The sequence below is a fragment of the Nocardia testacea NBRC 100365 genome, from assembly GCF_000308775.1.
In the GTDB taxonomy this organism is placed as follows: Bacteria; Actinomycetota; Actinomycetes; order Mycobacteriales; family Mycobacteriaceae; genus Nocardia; species Nocardia testacea.
Window position 1 is genome coordinate 92,940 of the sequence record NZ_BAGJ01000135.1, and the last position, 16,543, is coordinate 109,482.

Annotated in this window: 15 protein-coding genes; 13 read left to right on the top strand and 2 right to left on the bottom strand. The window is 68.4% G+C overall.

The annotated features are described in order from the left end of the window. Positions 1–12 precede the first annotated feature (12 nt). The 7 genes from prfB to ON38_RS18925 all read left to right on the top strand — a co-directional run bounded on the left by prfB (position 13) and on the right by ON38_RS18925 (position 6,764). Positions 13–1,134, top strand: a complete 1,122-nt coding sequence (prfB, locus tag ON38_RS18900) for a peptide chain release factor 2 (RefSeq protein ID WP_039826230.1) — start codon at positions 13–15, stop codon at positions 1,132–1,134. A gap of 57 nt (positions 1,135–1,191) precedes the next feature. Continuing rightward, complete coding sequence (locus ON38_RS18905) at positions 1,192–2,067, top strand: mechanosensitive ion channel family protein (protein WP_051164956.1); 876 nt, start codon at positions 1,192–1,194, stop codon at positions 2,065–2,067. Continuing rightward, a complete protein-coding gene (locus tag ON38_RS36135) occupies positions 2,054–2,209 on the top strand; it encodes an Rv3103c transmembrane domain-containing protein (protein WP_157181814.1) in 156 nt (51 codons plus the stop codon). Before ON38_RS18905 ends, ON38_RS36135 begins: the two co-directional genes overlap by 14 nt. Positions 2,210–2,265: 56 nt before the next feature. Beyond that, positions 2,266–2,955 (top strand): cell division ATP-binding protein FtsE, encoded by a 690-nt coding sequence (ftsE, locus tag ON38_RS18910; protein WP_039826181.1) that lies wholly within the window; start codon positions 2,266–2,268, stop codon positions 2,953–2,955. Continuing rightward, positions 2,955–3,860 (top strand): permease-like cell division protein FtsX, encoded by a 906-nt coding sequence (gene ftsX / locus ON38_RS18915; RefSeq protein WP_039826182.1) that lies wholly within the window; start codon positions 2,955–2,957, stop codon positions 3,858–3,860. The genes ftsE and ftsX overlap by 1 nt, the downstream gene beginning before the upstream one ends. A 233-nt stretch (positions 3,861–4,093) precedes the next feature. Further along, complete coding sequence (locus ON38_RS18920; protein ID WP_039826183.1) at positions 4,094–5,503, top strand: acyl-CoA dehydrogenase family protein; 1,410 nt, start codon at positions 4,094–4,096, stop codon at positions 5,501–5,503. A gap of 40 nt (positions 5,504–5,543) precedes the next feature. Then, positions 5,544–6,764 carry an acyl-CoA dehydrogenase family protein gene (locus ON38_RS18925; protein ID WP_039826184.1) on the top strand — a complete coding sequence of 407 codons (1,221 nt, stop codon included), beginning with the start codon at positions 5,544–5,546 and terminating at the stop codon, positions 6,762–6,764. 84 nt (positions 6,765–6,848) lie between these two features. Here ON38_RS18925 and ON38_RS18930 read toward each other — a convergent pair whose 3' ends face one another. Beyond that, positions 6,849–7,781 (bottom strand): MBL fold metallo-hydrolase, encoded by a 933-nt coding sequence (locus ON38_RS18930; RefSeq protein WP_245564102.1) that lies wholly within the window; start codon positions 7,779–7,781, stop codon positions 6,849–6,851. Positions 7,782–7,897: 116 nt separating this feature from the next. Here ON38_RS18930 and ON38_RS18935 point away from each other — a divergent pair, with 116 nt between their 5' ends. The 6 genes from ON38_RS18935 (at position 7,898) to ON38_RS18965 (ending at position 15,168) form a co-directional block, all read left to right on the top strand. Further along, entirely contained in the window at positions 7,898–8,338 is a 441-nt protein-coding gene (locus ON38_RS18935; RefSeq protein ID WP_039826185.1) for a MarR family winged helix-turn-helix transcriptional regulator, read from the top strand. Positions 8,339–8,550: 212 nt separating this feature from the next. Beyond that, entirely contained in the window at positions 8,551–9,186 is a 636-nt protein-coding gene (locus tag ON38_RS18945) for a hypothetical protein (RefSeq protein ID WP_039826187.1), read from the top strand. Positions 9,187–9,395: 209 nt separating this feature from the next. After that, a complete protein-coding gene (locus tag ON38_RS18950) occupies positions 9,396–11,015 on the top strand; it encodes an acyl-CoA synthetase (RefSeq protein ID WP_039826188.1) in 1,620 nt (539 codons plus the stop codon). 169 nt (positions 11,016–11,184) lie between these two features. Beyond that, on the top strand, positions 11,185–12,831 hold the full coding sequence (locus tag ON38_RS18955) for an acyl-CoA synthetase (protein ID WP_039826189.1): 1,647 nt from the start codon (positions 11,185–11,187) through the stop codon (positions 12,829–12,831). 151 nt (positions 12,832–12,982) lie between these two features. After that, the gene (locus ON38_RS18960) at positions 12,983–13,546 is read left to right on the top strand and encodes a hypothetical protein (RefSeq protein ID WP_245564103.1); all 564 of its coding nucleotides are present in this window, start codon (positions 12,983–12,985) and stop codon (positions 13,544–13,546) included. 182 nt (positions 13,547–13,728) lie between these two features. Then, the gene (locus ON38_RS18965; RefSeq protein WP_039826190.1) at positions 13,729–15,168 is read left to right on the top strand and encodes a PepSY-associated TM helix domain-containing protein; all 1,440 of its coding nucleotides are present in this window, start codon (positions 13,729–13,731) and stop codon (positions 15,166–15,168) included. 40 nt (positions 15,169–15,208) lie between these two features. Here the strand turns inward: ON38_RS18965 and galK are convergent, their stop codons facing one another. Continuing rightward, complete coding sequence (galK, locus tag ON38_RS18970; protein WP_245564104.1) at positions 15,209–16,357, bottom strand: galactokinase; 1,149 nt, start codon at positions 16,355–16,357, stop codon at positions 15,209–15,211. Between the last annotated feature and the right edge of the window lie 186 nt (positions 16,358–16,543).

The following is a 16,543-nucleotide window of genomic DNA, read 5'->3' on the forward strand; positions in this document are numbered from 1 at the left end:
GCCTTGAACACCGTGCATCCAGACGTGACCGCCGACCTCGCCGAACTCGACGCGACCCTCAAGACCGTCGAATCGGTCCTCGATATCGAGGAGCTGCGCCGCCGTATAGACGAGCTGGAGCACCAGGCCGCCGATCCCGAGCTCTGGAACGACCAGGATCACGCGCAGCGGGTCACCAGCGAGCTCTCGCACGCCCAGGGTGAACTGCGCCGGGTCGAGGAGTTACGGCAGCGGCTCGAGGATCTCCCGGTGCTCTACGAGCTGGCCGAGGAGGAAGAGGGCGAGGCGAAGACCAGCGCGCTGGCCGATGCCGATGCCGAGCGGGCCGCGCTGCACAGCGATGTGGAGGCGCTCGAGGTCCGCACGCTGCTCTCGGGCGAGTACGACAAACGAGACGCGCTGGTCAACATCCGCTCCGGCGCCGGTGGCGTGGACGCCGCCGACTGGGCCGAGATGCTCATGCGCATGTACATCCGCTGGGCCGACCGGCACAAGTACTCGGTCGAGGTCTACGACACCTCCTACGCCGAAGAAGCCGGTATCAAGAGTGCCACCTTCGCGGTGAAGACGCCCTACGCCTACGGCACCCTCTCGGTGGAGATGGGCACGCATCGGCTGGTCCGGATCAGCCCGTTCGACAACCAGGGCCGCCGCCAGACCTCCTTCGCCGAGGTCGAGGTGCTGCCGGTGGTGGAGACCACCGACCATATCGAGGTCCCGGAAACCGATATCCGCGTCGATGTCTACCGGTCGTCGGGTCCCGGCGGCCAGAGCGTCAACACCACCGACTCGGCCGTGCGGATCACCCATATCCCCACCGGGATCGTGGTGACCTGCCAGAACGAGAAATCGCAGCTGCAGAACAAGGTGTCGGCCATGCGGGTGCTGCAGGCCAAACTGCTGGAACGCAAACGGCAGGAGGAGCGCGCCCAGATGGATGCGCTCAAGACCAACGAGGGCGCGTCCTGGGGCAACCAGATGCGGTCCTATGTGCTGCACCCGTACCAGATGGTCAAGGATCTGCGCACCAACTACGAGGTCAACAATCCCTCGGCGGTACTCGACGGCGATATCGACGGATTCATCGAATCGGGGATCCGCTGGCGGATGAGTACAGTGCTCCAGGAGAGCTAGCGGTCCCGGGATCCGGGGCTCCGCAGGCTGTTCGGTGGTGCGAGAGCAGGTGGTCTGATGTATTCGGACGGGTCCGAGGCCCTGGCGCTGTCGCTGGCGGCGTCTTCGGAGGTCACATCGTGGCTGCGGTCGTCCGGCCTGGAGATCGTGCTGCTGATCCTCGGGGCGATGCTGTTCGCCCGCTTCGCCACCTACGTTCGCGACCGGGTCACCCAGAAGATCGATTCCGGATTCCGCGGCGGTGACGCGCTGGTCCGCTCCGAGGAGGCCAAGCACCGGCACGCGCTGGCCCAGGTGCTCACCTGGGTGGTGCTCACCGTGGCCTACGTGCTCGTCGCCATGGAGGTCCTGGGACGCATCGGATTCTCGATGTCGGGCCTGGTCGCGCCCGCGGCGGTCCTGGGTGCCGCGCTCGGTTTCGGCGCGCAGCGCATCGTGCAGGACATCCTGGCGGGGTTCTTCCTCATCACCGAACGGCAGTACGGGTTCGGCGATGTGGTGCGGATCGCGGTGACCGGTATCCAGGATCCGGCCGAGGGCACGGTCGAGGATGTGACACTGCGGGTCACCAAACTGCGTAATCCGGATGGTGAGGTGATCACCGTCCCGAACGGCCAGATCGTGAAAGTCACCAATCTGTCGAAGGATTGGGCCCGCGCGGCGATCGATGTCCCGGTCTCGGCCAGTGCCGATATCATCCGGATCAACGAAGTGCTGCACGAGGTGGGCGGCCAGGCCTACCAGGACCCCCGCCTCGAACCACTGCTGCTCGACGAGCCGACGGTGATGGGTGTGGAGGACCTGACCGTGGACCAGATGAATATCCGGATGGTCGCCCGGACGCTGCCGGGTAAACAGTTCGAGGTGAGTCGCGAGTTACGGGTACGCGTGGCCGCGGCCATGCGCCGGGAGGGCTTGAATGCGCGCCCGTAGATCGACCCTGATCCTGGCGGGCGGCTGGGTGGCGACGTTCGTGCTGTACCTGTTCGTCAAACCGGATCAGATCGCACCCGCGAAACCGGCGCCGGCCCCCGCCGTCCATCAGGTCCCTGTCCAGGTGATTCCCGTCCGATAGCGGGGACGACACGGCCCGCGGGCCGCTTCGTTATCGAATGGTTACACTGTCTCCTCGTGATCACCCTGCGCAACGTCAGCAAGTCGTATCCGACCGCTACGCGACCAGCGCTGGAAAACATCACCGTCCATATCGACAAGGGTGAGTTCGTCTTCCTCATCGGTCCGTCGGGTTCGGGTAAATCGACCTTCATGCGGTTGCTGCTCAAAGAGGAGACACCGACCGCGGGTGAGATCTCGGTCGCGGATTTCCGGGTCGACCGGCTGCCGGGGCGGAGGGTGCCGCGACTGCGGCAGCGAATCGGGTGTGTTTTCCAGGATTTCCGGCTGCTGCAGCAGCGCACCGTCGCCCAGAATGTGGCGTTCGCGCTGGAGGTGATCGGCAAGCGACGCCAGTTCATCGACCGGACCGTGCCCGAAGTGCTGGAACTGGTCGGGCTGGGCAGTAAAGCCGATCGGCTGCCCACCGAGCTGTCCGGCGGTGAACAGCAGCGGGTCGCGATCGCGCGGGCCTTCGTCAACCGGCCGCTGGTGCTGCTGGCCGATGAACCCACCGGCAACCTCGACCCCGAGACGAGTTACGAGATCATGCTGCTGCTCGAGCACATCAACCGGATGGGCACCACCGTGCTCATGGCCACCCACGATCCACTGATCGTGGACGGTATGCGCCGGCGCGTGGTGGAACTCTACGAGGGTCATCTGGTCCGCGATCAGGCCGACGGCGGTTACGAGGTGCGCCGGTAATGCGCGCGGGATTCCTGTTCGGCGAGGTCTCCGAGGGGCTGCGCCGCAATGTCACCATGACCATCGCGATGATCCTGACCACCGCGGTCTCGCTGACCATGCTGGGCGGCGGTCTGCTGGCGGTGCGGATCGCCGACAAGACCGAGCAGTACTTCCTGGACCGGCTCGAGGTGCGGCTGTACCTTACCGAGGACGTGTCCGCGACCGATCCGGATTGTGTGAACGATCCGTGCCGGACGCTCATGGCCGATCTCGAGGCCGTCGACGGCGTGGAGAACGTGCAGTACCTCAATCGGGACGCGGCGATCCGGGAGGCGAAGGAGAAAACCTTCAAGGACCAGCCGGAACTCGCCGAATACGTGAGCGAGACCCCGCTGCCGGCCTCGCTGCGGGTCAAGATGACCGACGCGTCGCTGTACCCGACGATCTACGAGCAGTTCTACGAGCGGCCCGGCGTCGGCATGGTCCGTAACGACAAGGACATCGTGGACCGGCTGGTCAGCCTGTTCGACGGCCTGCGCAACGCGGCCTTCGGTATGGCGCTGCTGCAGGCGGTGGCGGCCCTGCTGCTGATCGCGAACATGGTGCAGATCGCGGCCTTCACCCGGCGTACGGAGGTGAGCATCATGCGCCTGGTGGGCGCCACCCGCTGGTACACCCAGCTGCCGTTCCTGCTGGAGGCGGTGGCCGCCGCACTGGCCGGCGGATTGCTGGCCACGGCCGGCCTGTTCGTGGCCCGGCCGCTGGTGATCGACCGGGCGCTCGGTGACCTGTTCGCCAGCAATGTGTTCCCCCAGATCACCTTCGACGACATATTCACCACCGCGCTCATGGTGATGCCGGTCGGCGTGCTGTTCGCCGGTCTCACCGCCTACGCGACCCTGCGCTGGTACGTGCGGGAATAGCCGGCCGGAGGCCGCGGCCCGGGTGACGACATCTCCCACCCGCGGCGACTCCGGCGACCGAGAACGCCCGCCCCGGGTCCCGGGGCGGGCGTTCTGGGCTTCATCGGCCGCGATTCCGCGTCCGCTCACCAGGACGTAGAGACCACTCGACGCCTTTCTTACTCCGCAGTAAGATAGCCTTACTCCGCAGTAAGATACCCGGGGTCCGACCCTCACCCCCGCGCGAGAAACAGGTGATGATGAGTATTCGAGACAGCGCTACCGAGCGGCGGCCGCACCACGGCGACCGCCAGGAGAACGGGGTGGGCCTGCACCAACCCAAACGGGACTGGATGGGCGCCGCCATGCGGGTCATGTCGACCATCACCGGTTCGGAGCTGGCCGAGAAGTACAACCTGCGCAAGCCGATCGACCGGGTCACCTACCAGAGCACCAAAACCGGATTCCGCACCCTCGGCGCCGCCACCCGCGCCTTCAACAAGGTCGCCGGCGGCGGGGCGCCCAAGCGACTTCCGGACAACGAGTCGAAGACCAAGGACTACTTCGACCTCACCCCGACCGACGAACAGCAGATGATCGCCGAGACCGTGCGCGAGTTCGCGGCCGAGATCCTGCGCCCGGCCGCGCACGACGCCGACGAGGCGGCCGCGGCGCCGGCCGATCTGCTCGGCCGGGCCGCGGAACTGGGTATCACCCTCATCAATGTGCCCGAGGAACTCGAGGGCGCGGCCACCGAACGCGGCGCGGTCACCAACACGATGGTCGCGGAGGCCCTCGCGCACGGCGATATGGGTCTCGCGCTGCCACTGCTCGCGCCGAGCGGTGTCGCGGTCGCACTGTCCCAGTGGGGTACCGACGCCCAGCAGCAGACCTACCTGCCGGCGTTCACCGGGGAGAACGTGCCACAGGCCTCGGTGGTCATCAGCGAGCCGCGTGCCCTGTTCGATCCCTTCAGCCTGCAGACCAAGGCGGTGCGCTCCCCCAGCGGATATCGGCTGACCGGGGTGAAGAGCCTGGTGCCCGCGGCCGCCGCCGCGGAGATCTTCGTGGTGGGCGCCGAACTCGACGGACGTCCCGCCCTGTTCGTGGTGGAATCCGACGCCAAGGGCCTGTCGGTGGAAGCCGATCCCAGCATGGGGCTGCGCGCGGCCGGGCTGGGCCGGCTGGTCCTGGACAATGTGGCAATCGCCGCCGACGCGATCCTCGGTGAGGGCGACGCCACCCGGCACGCCGCCGACTACCGCGACGCCGTCCAGCTCGCCCGCCTCGGCTGGGCCGCGCTGGCCACCGGCACCGGGCAGGCCGTACTCGACTACGTGATCCCCTACGTCAACGAGCGGGAAGCCTTCGGCGAACCGATCAGCCACCGGCAGGCGGTCGCGTTCATGGTCGCCGATATCGCCATCGAACTCGACGGTCTGCGGCTGGTCACGCTACGCGGCGCCGCCCGCGCCGAACAGGGCCTCACCTTCGCCCGCGAAGCGGCGCTGGCCAAGAAACTGGCGGCGGACAAGGGGATGCGCTTCGGGCTGGACGGTGTCCAATTGCTCGGCGGCCACGGCTTCACCAAGGAGCACCCGGTCGAACGCTGGTACCGCGATCTGAGGGGTATCGCGGTTGCCGAGGGCGTGGTGTTGGTCTGAGTTCCCGGCGTCGTCACAGCTTTTTTCCCAGGAGACTTCCATGATCAATCTCGAACTTCCCAAGAAACTGCGGGCCAGCGCCAACCAGGCCCATCAGGTGGCCGCACAGATCTTCCGGCCCATCTCGCGCAAATACGATCTCGGCGAGCACGAATACCCGGTGGAGCTCGACACCATGGCCGCCATGGTCGACGGACTCAGCGATTCGGGCACCCAGAAGATCAGCGGGGCCAGCGGCGGCCGCGCCGATGACGAGGCGCCCTCCACCGATGTGCTCGTCAATGCCAACGGCGGCAATATGTCGGCGCTGCTCAACGCCCTGGAGACCTCCTGGGGCGATGTCGGGCTCATGCTCTCCATCCCCTACCAGGGGCTGGGCAATGCCGCGATCGCCGCGGTGGCCACCGACGAACAGCTCGAACGGTTCGGCAAGGTGTGGGCGTCCATGGCGATCACCGAACCGAGCTTCGGATCCGATTCGGCCGCGGTCACCACCACCGCAGTGCTCGACGGCGACGAATGGGTGCTCAACGGCGAGAAGATCTTCGTCACCGCGGGGCAGCGTTCCACTCATATCGTGGTGTGGGCGTCGGTGGACCGCAGCCTGGGCCGCGCCGCCATCAAATCGTTCGTGGTCCCGCGGGACGCTCCCGGCCTGTCGGTGGCCCGGCTCGAACACAAGCTCGGTATCAAGGCCTCCGATACCGCGGTGCTGCTGCTGCAGGACTGCCGGATTCCGAAGGACAACATCCTCGGCAGCCCGGAGGTACACGCGGAGAAGGGCTTCGCGGGGGTCATGCAGACCTTCGACAACACCCGCCCCCTGGTCGCGGCCATGGCCATCGGCGTCACCCGCGCCGCGCTGGAGGAACTGCGCACCATCCTCACCGACGCGGGTATCGAGATCTCCTACGACACCCCGCCCAACAATCAGCACGCGGCGGCGGCCGAATTCCTGCGAATGGAAGCCGACTACGAATCCGCCTACCTGCTGGCCCTGCGGGCGGCCTGGATGGCCGACAACAAGAAGCCCAATTCGCTCGAGGCGTCGATGTCCAAGGCGAAGGCTGGCCGAACCGGCACCGATGTGACGCTGAAGTCGGTCGAACTGGCCGGCGCGCTCGGATACTCGCAGCGGCTGCTGCTGGAGAAGTGGGGCCGGGACTCGAAGATCCTCGACATCTTCGAGGGCACCCAGCAGATCCAGCAGCTCATTGTCGCCCGACGGGTCCTGGGGAAGACCAGCGCCGAACTGAAGTAGACATCGGATGGACCGGTGTGGGCTCCTCCGGCGAGCCCACACCGGTCCGAATTTCCTCCGGGCGACGCCGGGGGTGTCCGGAAATCAGGGCAGCGGCACCCAGGAGGTACGTCCGGCGCCGTCGCGGGCGACCGTACCGAATACGACGTCGGCGAAATGATTGCCGAAGGCCAGGTCACCGGTCGCGGCGAGTTCGTCGACCAGCCGGTTTCTCGCCTGTGCCGAGGCGACCCGATCGTGGTCCACACCAGAGGACCAGTGCGGATACCGGACCTGTAGCGGCGTGTGCAGCGCATCACCGAAGGCGAGCAGACGCCGACCGCCGGAAGTTATCGAATAGCTCGTATGCCCGGCGGTATGACCCGCCGCCACCATCGCCCGGACGCCGGGGAAGATCTCCTCGCCGTCGGCGATCGTGCGGACCCTGGGGCTCATCACCTCGAGCATGCCCGGGGTCACCGCGTGTTCGGGCGACGGGTGCCGGTGCGCCCATTCCATTTCGGCGACCAGGTAATCGGCGGCGGTGAACACCGGGTCGCCGGCAACGGCCGGATGGCCCGCCCAGCCGATGTGGTCGCCGTGCAGATGTGTGAATGCCACCGCCTCGATGGTGTGCGGCGCCCGGCCGGCCCGCGCCAGATTCTCCAGTAGCGCGCCGCCGCCGAGAGCGCCGATCAGCACGTTGCCCGGGTCGTCGGGCACCGTAACCGGTCCGACGCCGGTATCGATCAGCAGTGCGCGGTCCCCGAGTTCGACGAGCAGCCCGCCGATACCGGCTACCAGATACCCCTTCTCGTCGAGGTGATCGGCGTGCGCCACCCAGTCCTCGGCGGTGGTGTCGGGCAGCCAGCCGCGCGGCGCCAGGCCCACCGCCCCGTCGGGAACGTAGGTGACGATCAGCTCACCCAGTCGGATCGACCGGAGGCGTCCCGGGCGGCGCAGGCGTTGCCCGGCATCGGGTCCGGTGGTTACGGCGATCGGATCGAGGGTCTCGGCGGTCGGATGGACTGCGGTCACGGTGGGACTCCTGGCTCGGATGGTGCGTGGCGGTCGGCCACTCGCCATAAGCTTAAAGTTGCAACTATTAGAGTTGCAACTATTTAAGTTGGATGAATTTCGCTAGGATCGTGACCATGAGCGATTCACCCGTGACGCACGCCGAAAGCCTCGCTGCCGCGGAGCGTGAACTGTGCGGGCTGGTCAACGCGCTCAACCACCGCATCGAGAACCATGTACGCCTGCGAGCCACCCCGCTGGGCCTCAGCGCGCCGCAGGCGGTCGCCCTCCGCGAGCTGACCGGCCCGATGACCATGCGCGAACTGGCCGAGCGAATGAGCTGTGAGCCGTCGAACGCGACATTCATCGTCGACCGGCTCGAGGCGAACGGCCACGTCGAACGCCGCGCCCACCCCACGGATCGGCGCGCCAAACAACTCGTCCTCACCCCGGCGGGCAGCGAACTGCGCGCGCGACTGCTCGACCTGCTCGCGGCCGATTCGCCGTTACAGCCCCTCACCCGGCAGGAACAGCAAACTCTGCAGCAGTTGCTCCAGCGCGCGGTCACCGCCGGCTGATCCGGCGCCGATATCGGATACGAAACCGGGACCGACCGGCCGCGCGGCGGTCCTGGACACCACCGGGACCGAGTGACAGGGTGTGTTCGATCGGACGGCCGGTACGCCGGATTCGCTTTCCGCTCTCCCGCCGCACCGGCACGAGTTCCACCACGCAGCACCACACCGAGTCACTGAGCAGTACCCCGGACACCCCTGCAAGGAGACTGGTTATGCGTATATCGGCCTTTACCCGTCGGCTCCTCACGTCTGCCGTGGGTACCGCCGCAGCTACTGTTCTGTTCACCGGGCACGCGACCGCCGAGCCCGCCCAGGTCGAGTGGACTTCGGCAACCCAGGCCCTGCACACCGCCGCGGCGGGAGATCCGGCTGCCGAGCAGGCAGTCTCCCGGCTACTCGGCGACGCGCGAGTCGCCACGGCCACCCGTGATGCCGCCCTGCCCGCGCAGCCGTTCCAGATTCCGGCCGAATCCACCGTGGGCCGCGGCGGCGGTCCGGGCATGTACGGCTCGGGCCTGTCGCTGAACCTCGACGGCTTCCGGTTCGCGTTCTTCGGCGGGCCGGGCACGATCGCCCCGGATCAGACGGGCGCGCGGCTGGATGTCGTATGGCTCAACCTCAACAACGGCCGCAGCGGGATCGAGCAGTTCACCGAGCATCGGGACATCATCGCCGACACCACCATCCGCACCCGGCCGATCGATCCCGGCCCGGGCATGATCGTCGCCGCGGTGTACGGCAGTCTCTGGCACCGCTGGCCGGTGCCGGTGAGCCCGGAGCATCCGGACGGGTTCCAGTACGTGCGCGGCGATATCACTTTCCCGTCGATGGGCTCGATCTACAACTGACCGGGCGAGCCGGGGACCGGTGCGCGCGAGCGCGTCGAATATCCGACGCGCGCCCGCACCGGCCACCTCGGCGGCCGCTCGGGAATGTCTTTTTTGTCCGGAGCGTACGTTGTGAGTGAATACACTTTCACTGCTACGGTGGCCACCGATATGCCGTTCGGAATCGCTAGGTCGAGTGCCGACGCGAGGATCTGTGGAGGTGTTCGAAGATGAACCTGGCGCACACGCTGGAAGTCGTCAAGGCATACGGGCTGCTGCAGTCCAGCGGATTCATCGATCTGAAGAATCCGGGGGAAACGCTGCGGACGCTGAAGGATTCCAAGACCTACATCCCGCAGGCCACCCTGATCATGCACTCCGCGCGCATCGCGCCGGACGCGCCCGGCCTGGCCGACGAACGCGGTGAGCTGACCTACCGGGAACTGGACGAGCAATCCACCAAGATCGCCCACGGCCTGCGCGACGCAGGGATCACCGAGGGCACCGTGATCGGCATCCTCGCCCGCGACCATCGCGGACTGATCCTGTCCATGGCCGCCGCGGGCAAGCTCGGCGTGAAGATCGCGCTGATGAACACCGGGTTCGCCAAACCGCAGTTCGCCGAGGTGTGCGAACGGGAGAAGGTCAAGGCGGTCCTGCACGACAGCGAATTCCTCGGCCTGCTCGACGCCCTGCCCGCGGATATGCCGCGCTTCCTCACCTGGGTGGACGAGGGCACCGAGATCCCCGCGGGCGCCCGCACGCTGGACGACCTGATCGCCGAGAACGGCACCGGGGCATTGCCCGTCCCGGCCAAGCCCGGTGGTTTCATCATCCTCACCAGCGGTACCACCGGCCTGCCGAAGGGCGCGCCGCGGGAGAAGGCCAGCCCGGTGGCGACCGCCCAGTTCCTGGACCGGATGCCCTTCCCCAAGCGCGGCACCGTCGTCATCGTCTCGCCGATCTTCCACAGCACCGGTCTGGGTACGTACCTGGTGAGCATCGGGCTCACCAACAAGATCGTCATGCGGCGCCGCTTCGATGCCGAGGCCACCCTGAAGATGATCTCCGACCACAAGGCCGAACTGCTGGTGGCGGTGCCGACCATGCTGCACCGGATGGTGGAATTGCCCGCCGAGGTCCGGGCGAAGTACGACACGTCCTCGCTGAAGGGGATCATCCTCGCGGGTTCGGCGCTGTCCCCGGAGTTGTGCGTCAAGGCGACCGAGACGTTCGGTCACGTGCTGTACAACCTCTACGGCTCCACCGAGGTCGCCATCGCCACCGTGGCCCAGCCCGCCGATCTGGCCAAGGCGCCCGGTACGGTCGGCCGCCCGCCGCTCACCTGCGATGTCCGTCTCTACGACGACAACGACAAGGCCGTCACCGCCAAGAACGTCACCGCCCGGATCTTCGTCCGCAGCGGCGCCCCCTTCGAGGGTTACACCGACGGCCGGCACAAGCAGATCATCGACGGTTACATGTCCAGCGGCGACGTCGGCCACTTCACCGAGGACGGCCTGCTGATGGTGGACGGCCGCGACGACGACATGATCGTCTCCGGCGGCGAGAACGTCTTCCCCCAGGAGGTCGAGAATTTGCTGCTCGAGCGCGACGACATCTTCGACGCCGCGGTGGTCGGCGTGGACGATGTGGAGTTCGGGAAGCGGCTGCGCGCCTTCGTCGTCCCCGAACCCGGGCACACCCCGGACGAGGCCGAGATCAAGACCTACGTCAAGGAGAACCTGGCCCGGTACAAGGTGCCGCGCGAGGTCGTCTTCCTCGACGATCTGCCCCGCAACCCCACCGGCAAACTGCTGCGCCGGGTGCTGGTGGAATACGAGGTCTGACAACATTTCTCGTCGGGAAACCGGGAATTCTCACAGAAGTGTCCCGGTTTCCCTACTGTCCGAGACAATCGGCCGGAAGTCCCCGCGGCGGTTGCTAGGGTTGGCGGTGCACAGGAGCTCGAGGAGGTAGCCGCCGGTCCCGGCGGTACGCCGCGGAAGGTTGTCACCGATGACATTGTCGCTGCCCGGCCCCGTTCGCAGAGTCGGCGATATCGCCTCGGCCGTGAACGTGATGCGCAAACGCGGCCTTTTCGATCCGCTACGGCTCGACCACGCCCTCCGGTCGATGAGCAACGCGACCAAGTACGGCCCGTTCGCCGGTGTGGTCATGCACGCCGTGCAGACCCGTCCCGACTCCCCGGCCATCGTCGACGAGCAGGGCGAACTCACCTTCCGCGAACTCGACGATCGCTCGAATGCCTTCGCCCGCGGCCTCACCGAACGCGGCCTGCGCCCCGGTGACGTGGTCGCGGTCCTGGCCCGCGACCATCGCGGCATGGTGCTGAGCATGCTGACCGCGGGCAAACTCGGCCTGCGCGCGGTTCTGATGAACACCGGCTTCGCCAAGCCGCAGTTCGCGGATGTGGCCGAACGCGAGCGGATCAAAGCGGTACTGCACGACAGCGAGTTCTTCGACCTGATGAGCGCCATCCCCGCCGAGATCCCGCGCATCCTCACCTGGGTCGACGAATCCGACGGCGCCGACCCCGCGATCCCGACGGTCGAATCGGTCTCGGCGAGGCAGTCCACCGCACCACTGGCGGCCCCCGCCAAGCCGGGTGGGATGGTCATCCTCACCAGCGGCACCACCGGCACACCCAAGGGCGCCCCGCGCGACAAGGTCAGCCCGTTCATCACCGCCCAGTTCATCGACCGGGTGCCGCTGCCGACCGACGGCACCATGGTGATGGCCGCGCCGATCTTCCACGGCACCGGACTGTCCCAGTTCTCCCTCGGCCTGGCACTGGGCAACCGGGTGGTGTTCCAGCAGCGCCGGTTCGACCCCGAACTCACCCTGGCCAATATCGCCCGCTACCGCGCGGATTCGCTGGTCGTGGTGCCCACCATGCTGCAACGCATCCTGGACCAGCCGAAAGAGGTACTCGACCGCTACGACGTCTCCTCGATCCGTGTGATCTTCGCGGCGGGCTCGGCCATCCAGCCCGATGTGGTGGTGCGCACCGGCGAACACTTCGGCGATGTGCTGTACAACCTGTACGGCTCGACCGAATGCGCGGTGATCACCGTGGCGACGCCGCAGGAGCTGAAGAAGTCGCCGACGACCGCGGGCCGGGCGCCGGTCGGGGTGCGGATCGCCCTCTACGACGAGAACCGCAAGCGGATCACCGCGCCGGATGTCACCGGCACGATCTTCATCGACAACCCGCACGCCTTCAAGGCCTACACCGACGGGCGCACCAAGGAGACCGTCGACGGCATGATGTCCAGCGGCGATGTCGGGCATCTCGATGCCGACGGTCTGCTGTTCATCGACGGCCGCGACGACGACATGATCGTCTCCGGCGGCGAGAACGTGTTCCCGCAGGAGGTCGAGCACCTCATCGCCGAACGGCCCGATGTGCTCGAGGCCGCGGTGGTGGGCGTGGACGACCGGGAGTTCGGCAAACGGCTGCGCGCAGTGGTGGTCCCGGGGCCGGATTCGGCCCGCGACGCCCAGGAGATCAAGGACTACGTCAAGGCGAATCTGGCCCGCTACAAAGTCCCGCGCGAAGTGGTGTTCCTCGACGAACTGCCGCGCAACGCCACGGGGAAGCTGCTGCGGAAACCGCTGACCGAGCTGGAACCCGAGAGCTGAGCTCCGTCATGCGCCGGGTCACGCCCGGCCGATACCGGATCTCCTCCGGGCGCTCGGCCGACAACGCCCGGTGCGGCGGGCCCGGGGTGCCCGGGCCCGTCGTGCTCCGGCTTCGCCGCAGGCAGGCCGGGCCGTCGGATATCATCCCTTGGTGCGTATCAGGTTCGGTTCCACCCATCCGGTGGACCATCGCGGCGCCGCGCGCGTCCGCGGTGCGGCGGCCGGCCTGATCTCGGGGGCCGTCTCGGTGGCCGCGCACGGGTGGGCGGCCGAGACGAGCCCGCCCGACGGGACGGCGATCGTACTGCTGATTTCGGCGTCGGCTGCGGTCGGCGCCCTGGTCACCGGCTTGCGCCCGCTGCGCACCGGAACCACCGGACTCGCCACGGCCCTGCTGGCCGGGCAGTTGCTCGGCCACCTGAGCCTCGGTTGGGGTTCGGGGCATGCGCACCACGGTGATCTTCGGCCGACCCCTACTATGCTCGCGGCGCATCTCGTCGTCGCCTGCGCCGCGGCGGTGGTCGTGCGGGGCGCCGAATTCGCCTACCGTGTCGTCGCGACGGCACTGGCGCGACTGGTCCCGGTCGCGCCCCGGCCCCCGGTCCTGCCGGACCCGCCTCCGCTGCGCCTCCTGCACCGCGACCGGGTCGTCGCATGGATCCTCGCGGCCGATGCCGGCCGCACCCGGGCACCGCCCCTCGCCGTACCGATCTGATCTTCCACCCGGCTGTCACGGCCGGGCGCCGGCCGTTGCCGCGGTGACCTCCGCACGCGCCCGCGCCCGTGGCCCCGCCGGTTTCCTCAGCGCGGCGACCCGAGCACTCGGTGGCGCCGCGTCCCCGCGCACCCTGCCGCCTCCGGCCGGATGCCGGGCCAGCACAGGACGCAGGTAAACCCATGAGTACCACCGAGGTCCCCGCGGCGCCCGAGGGCGCTACCCCGGCGACCAGTTCACCCCGGCCGGGCGGGGGCGCGTTCCGCGCGCTCGCGCTGCGGCTCCATTTCTACGCCGGCCTCTTCGTGGGGCCGTTTCTGCTGATCGCGGCGATCACCGGCGGTCTCTACGCCGTCGCGCCCGGTATCGAATCCTTCGTGAACCGGGATCTGCTGTCCGTGGATTCCCGTGGACCCGAGCGGCCACTGGCCGACCAGGTGACCGCGGGGATCGCGGTCCGGCCGGACCTCACCGTGGTGGCGGTCGCGCCCGCGCCCGCACCGGGTGAGACCACCCGGGTGTTGTTCAGCGATCCCACCCTCGGCGAATCCGAGCGGCGCGCTGTCTTCGTCGATCCGGTGACCGCCCGTCCGGTGGGCGAATCGGTGGTGTACGGCAGTTCCGGCGCCCTGCCGTTCCGGACGTGGGTGTCCCAGGTGCACCGCCACCTGCACCTCGGCGAACCCGGCCGGCTGTACTCCGAACTGGCGGCCTCCTGGCTGTGGCTGATCGCTCTCGCCGGGCTCGCCCTGTGGATCCGCCGGGTACGCAGCCGACGGCAGCGCGCCACGGCGCGGTGGCTGTTCGTCCCGAATCTCGCGAATGCGCGGGACCGCCGGCTGAATTGGCATGCGGTGGTCGGGGTGTGGATTCTCCCGGTGGCGCTGCTGCTCTCGGCCACCGGCCTGACCTGGTCGACCTACGCGGGCGCCGATATCGAGACCCTCCGGGAGAATCTCGGCTGGACCACCCCCGCCGTCGCGACCGCGCTCCCCGGGAACGCGGCACCGGCAGAAACCGCGCACGGCGACCATCACAGCGGTCATCCGGCCGGCCACTCGGTGCCGGTGGACCGGATCCGGCAACTGGACGGCGTCCTCGCCGCGGCCCGCGAGGCCGGAGTCACCCGCCCGGCGGAGATCACGATCCCGGCGACCGACGGGACCGCGTTCGCGGTGAAGGAACGGCGGCTGCCGGGCACCTTGACCGTCAACGCCGCGGCCGTCGACGGGTCCACCGGTACCGTCACCGATCGGGTCCCCTACTCCGAATGGCCGTTCATGGCGAAGATGGCCAACTGGGGCATCCAACTCCATATGGGCCTGATGTTCGGCCCGCTCAACCAGTTGCTGCTGCTTGCGGCGGCGATCGGTCTGGTCACGGTGATCGTGCGCGGATACCTCATGTGGTGGCGGCGGCGACCGACGGGAACAGCCCGCCGCTTCCCGGTGGGCAGACCGCCGCGGCGCGGCGCACTGCGCCGGTCGGCGGTTCTGGCGGTGCCGGTGTCGGTCGCGGCCGCGCTGATCGGCTGGTTCGCTCCGGTATTCGGCCTGAGTCTGCTGGTCTTCCTCGTGGTCGATGTCCTCGTCGGTGCGCTGCGCCGCGTGCGCCCGGCCTGAGCGATGAGGTCCGGTGCCGCGGTGGCCGCGGTACCGGACCTCATCGATCGACCGGCCCGGCTCCCGGGCCGGCCACGGCCTCGATGGTCCGCGCGTCGGGAAAGCCCTTGCGCGCCAGGCGGTCCCGGACCGCCTCCTCGACCCGCCCGGCGGCGGCTGTATCGACCAGGGCGATGATGCTGCCGCCGAAACCACCACCGACCATCCGGGAACCGTGGGCCCCGGCCGCGCGAGCCGCGTCCACCGCCGCATCCAGCACTTCGGTGGATACTTCGAAATCGTCACGCAACGAATCGTGTCCCGCGTCGAGCAGGGGACCGATCTCGCGCGGGTCGGCACCCGAGCGCAACAGTTCCGCCACCGTGCGCACCCGGTCGTTCTCGCCGAGTACGTGTCGTGCCCGCCGGTACAGCACCGGATCGGTGAGTCCGCCCAGTTGCCCGGCGTCCTCGATATCGCGCAGCGAAGCGACCCCGAGAGCCGCGGCGGCGGCGGCGCATTCGGCGCGGCGGGCGCCGTACCCGCCCGCCGCGTGCTCGTGGGTCTGTCCGGTATCGATGACCAGCAGCCGTAGGCCGGTGGCCGCGAGATCGAACGGAATCTGCTCGAAACCTCCCGTTCCGGACGCACTGAAGGCACGGACATCCAAGTACAGGGCGTGTCCCGCGGTGCAGAGGATGGACGCCGCCTGGTCCAGGATCCCGGTGGGCGCCCCCACATAGTCGTTTTCGGCGGCCCGGGCGATATCGATCAGTTCCCGGTCGCCGACCTCGGGCGCGCACAGATCGCGGACCGCCACCGCGGCAGCGCAGCACAGCGCCGCCGACGAGGACAGTCCGGCCCCGGCCGGCACCGCGCCGTCGAAATCCAGCTCCAACCCCTCGATCCCGTGCCCCCGGCGCCCGAACTCCGCGACCACGCCCAGCGGGTACCGCGCCCAGCCCGGTAGCAGGTCCCGCTCGGTGGCCAGCGCGGCGGCCGGAAGCCGCACCGGTTCACCCGGCCGCTGACGCGAGCCCACCCGGACCAGATCGTCACCGTGCCGGACACCTTCGCAGGTGACCACCAGGGGTATCGCTATCGGCAGCACCAACCCGTCGTTGTAGTCGGTGTGCTCACCGATCAGGTTGACCCGGCCCGGCGCCGACCATCGACGGCGCCCGCCGGTGCTCTCCTCACGTTGTGTCACCGGACCACCGTACGAGTCGCCCGGCGGTGGCCGGATCCGCCGCGCCGCCACCATCGCGCCACCTGTTACGACGTTGTTGCGTCAAGAGAGCGACAAATTCGACACTGCGTGTCATCATCGGATCCATAGTCCAGGTTTGGTGGGCCGGACGCACCGCGGACGGCTCGGACATCCCCTCGTACAGGA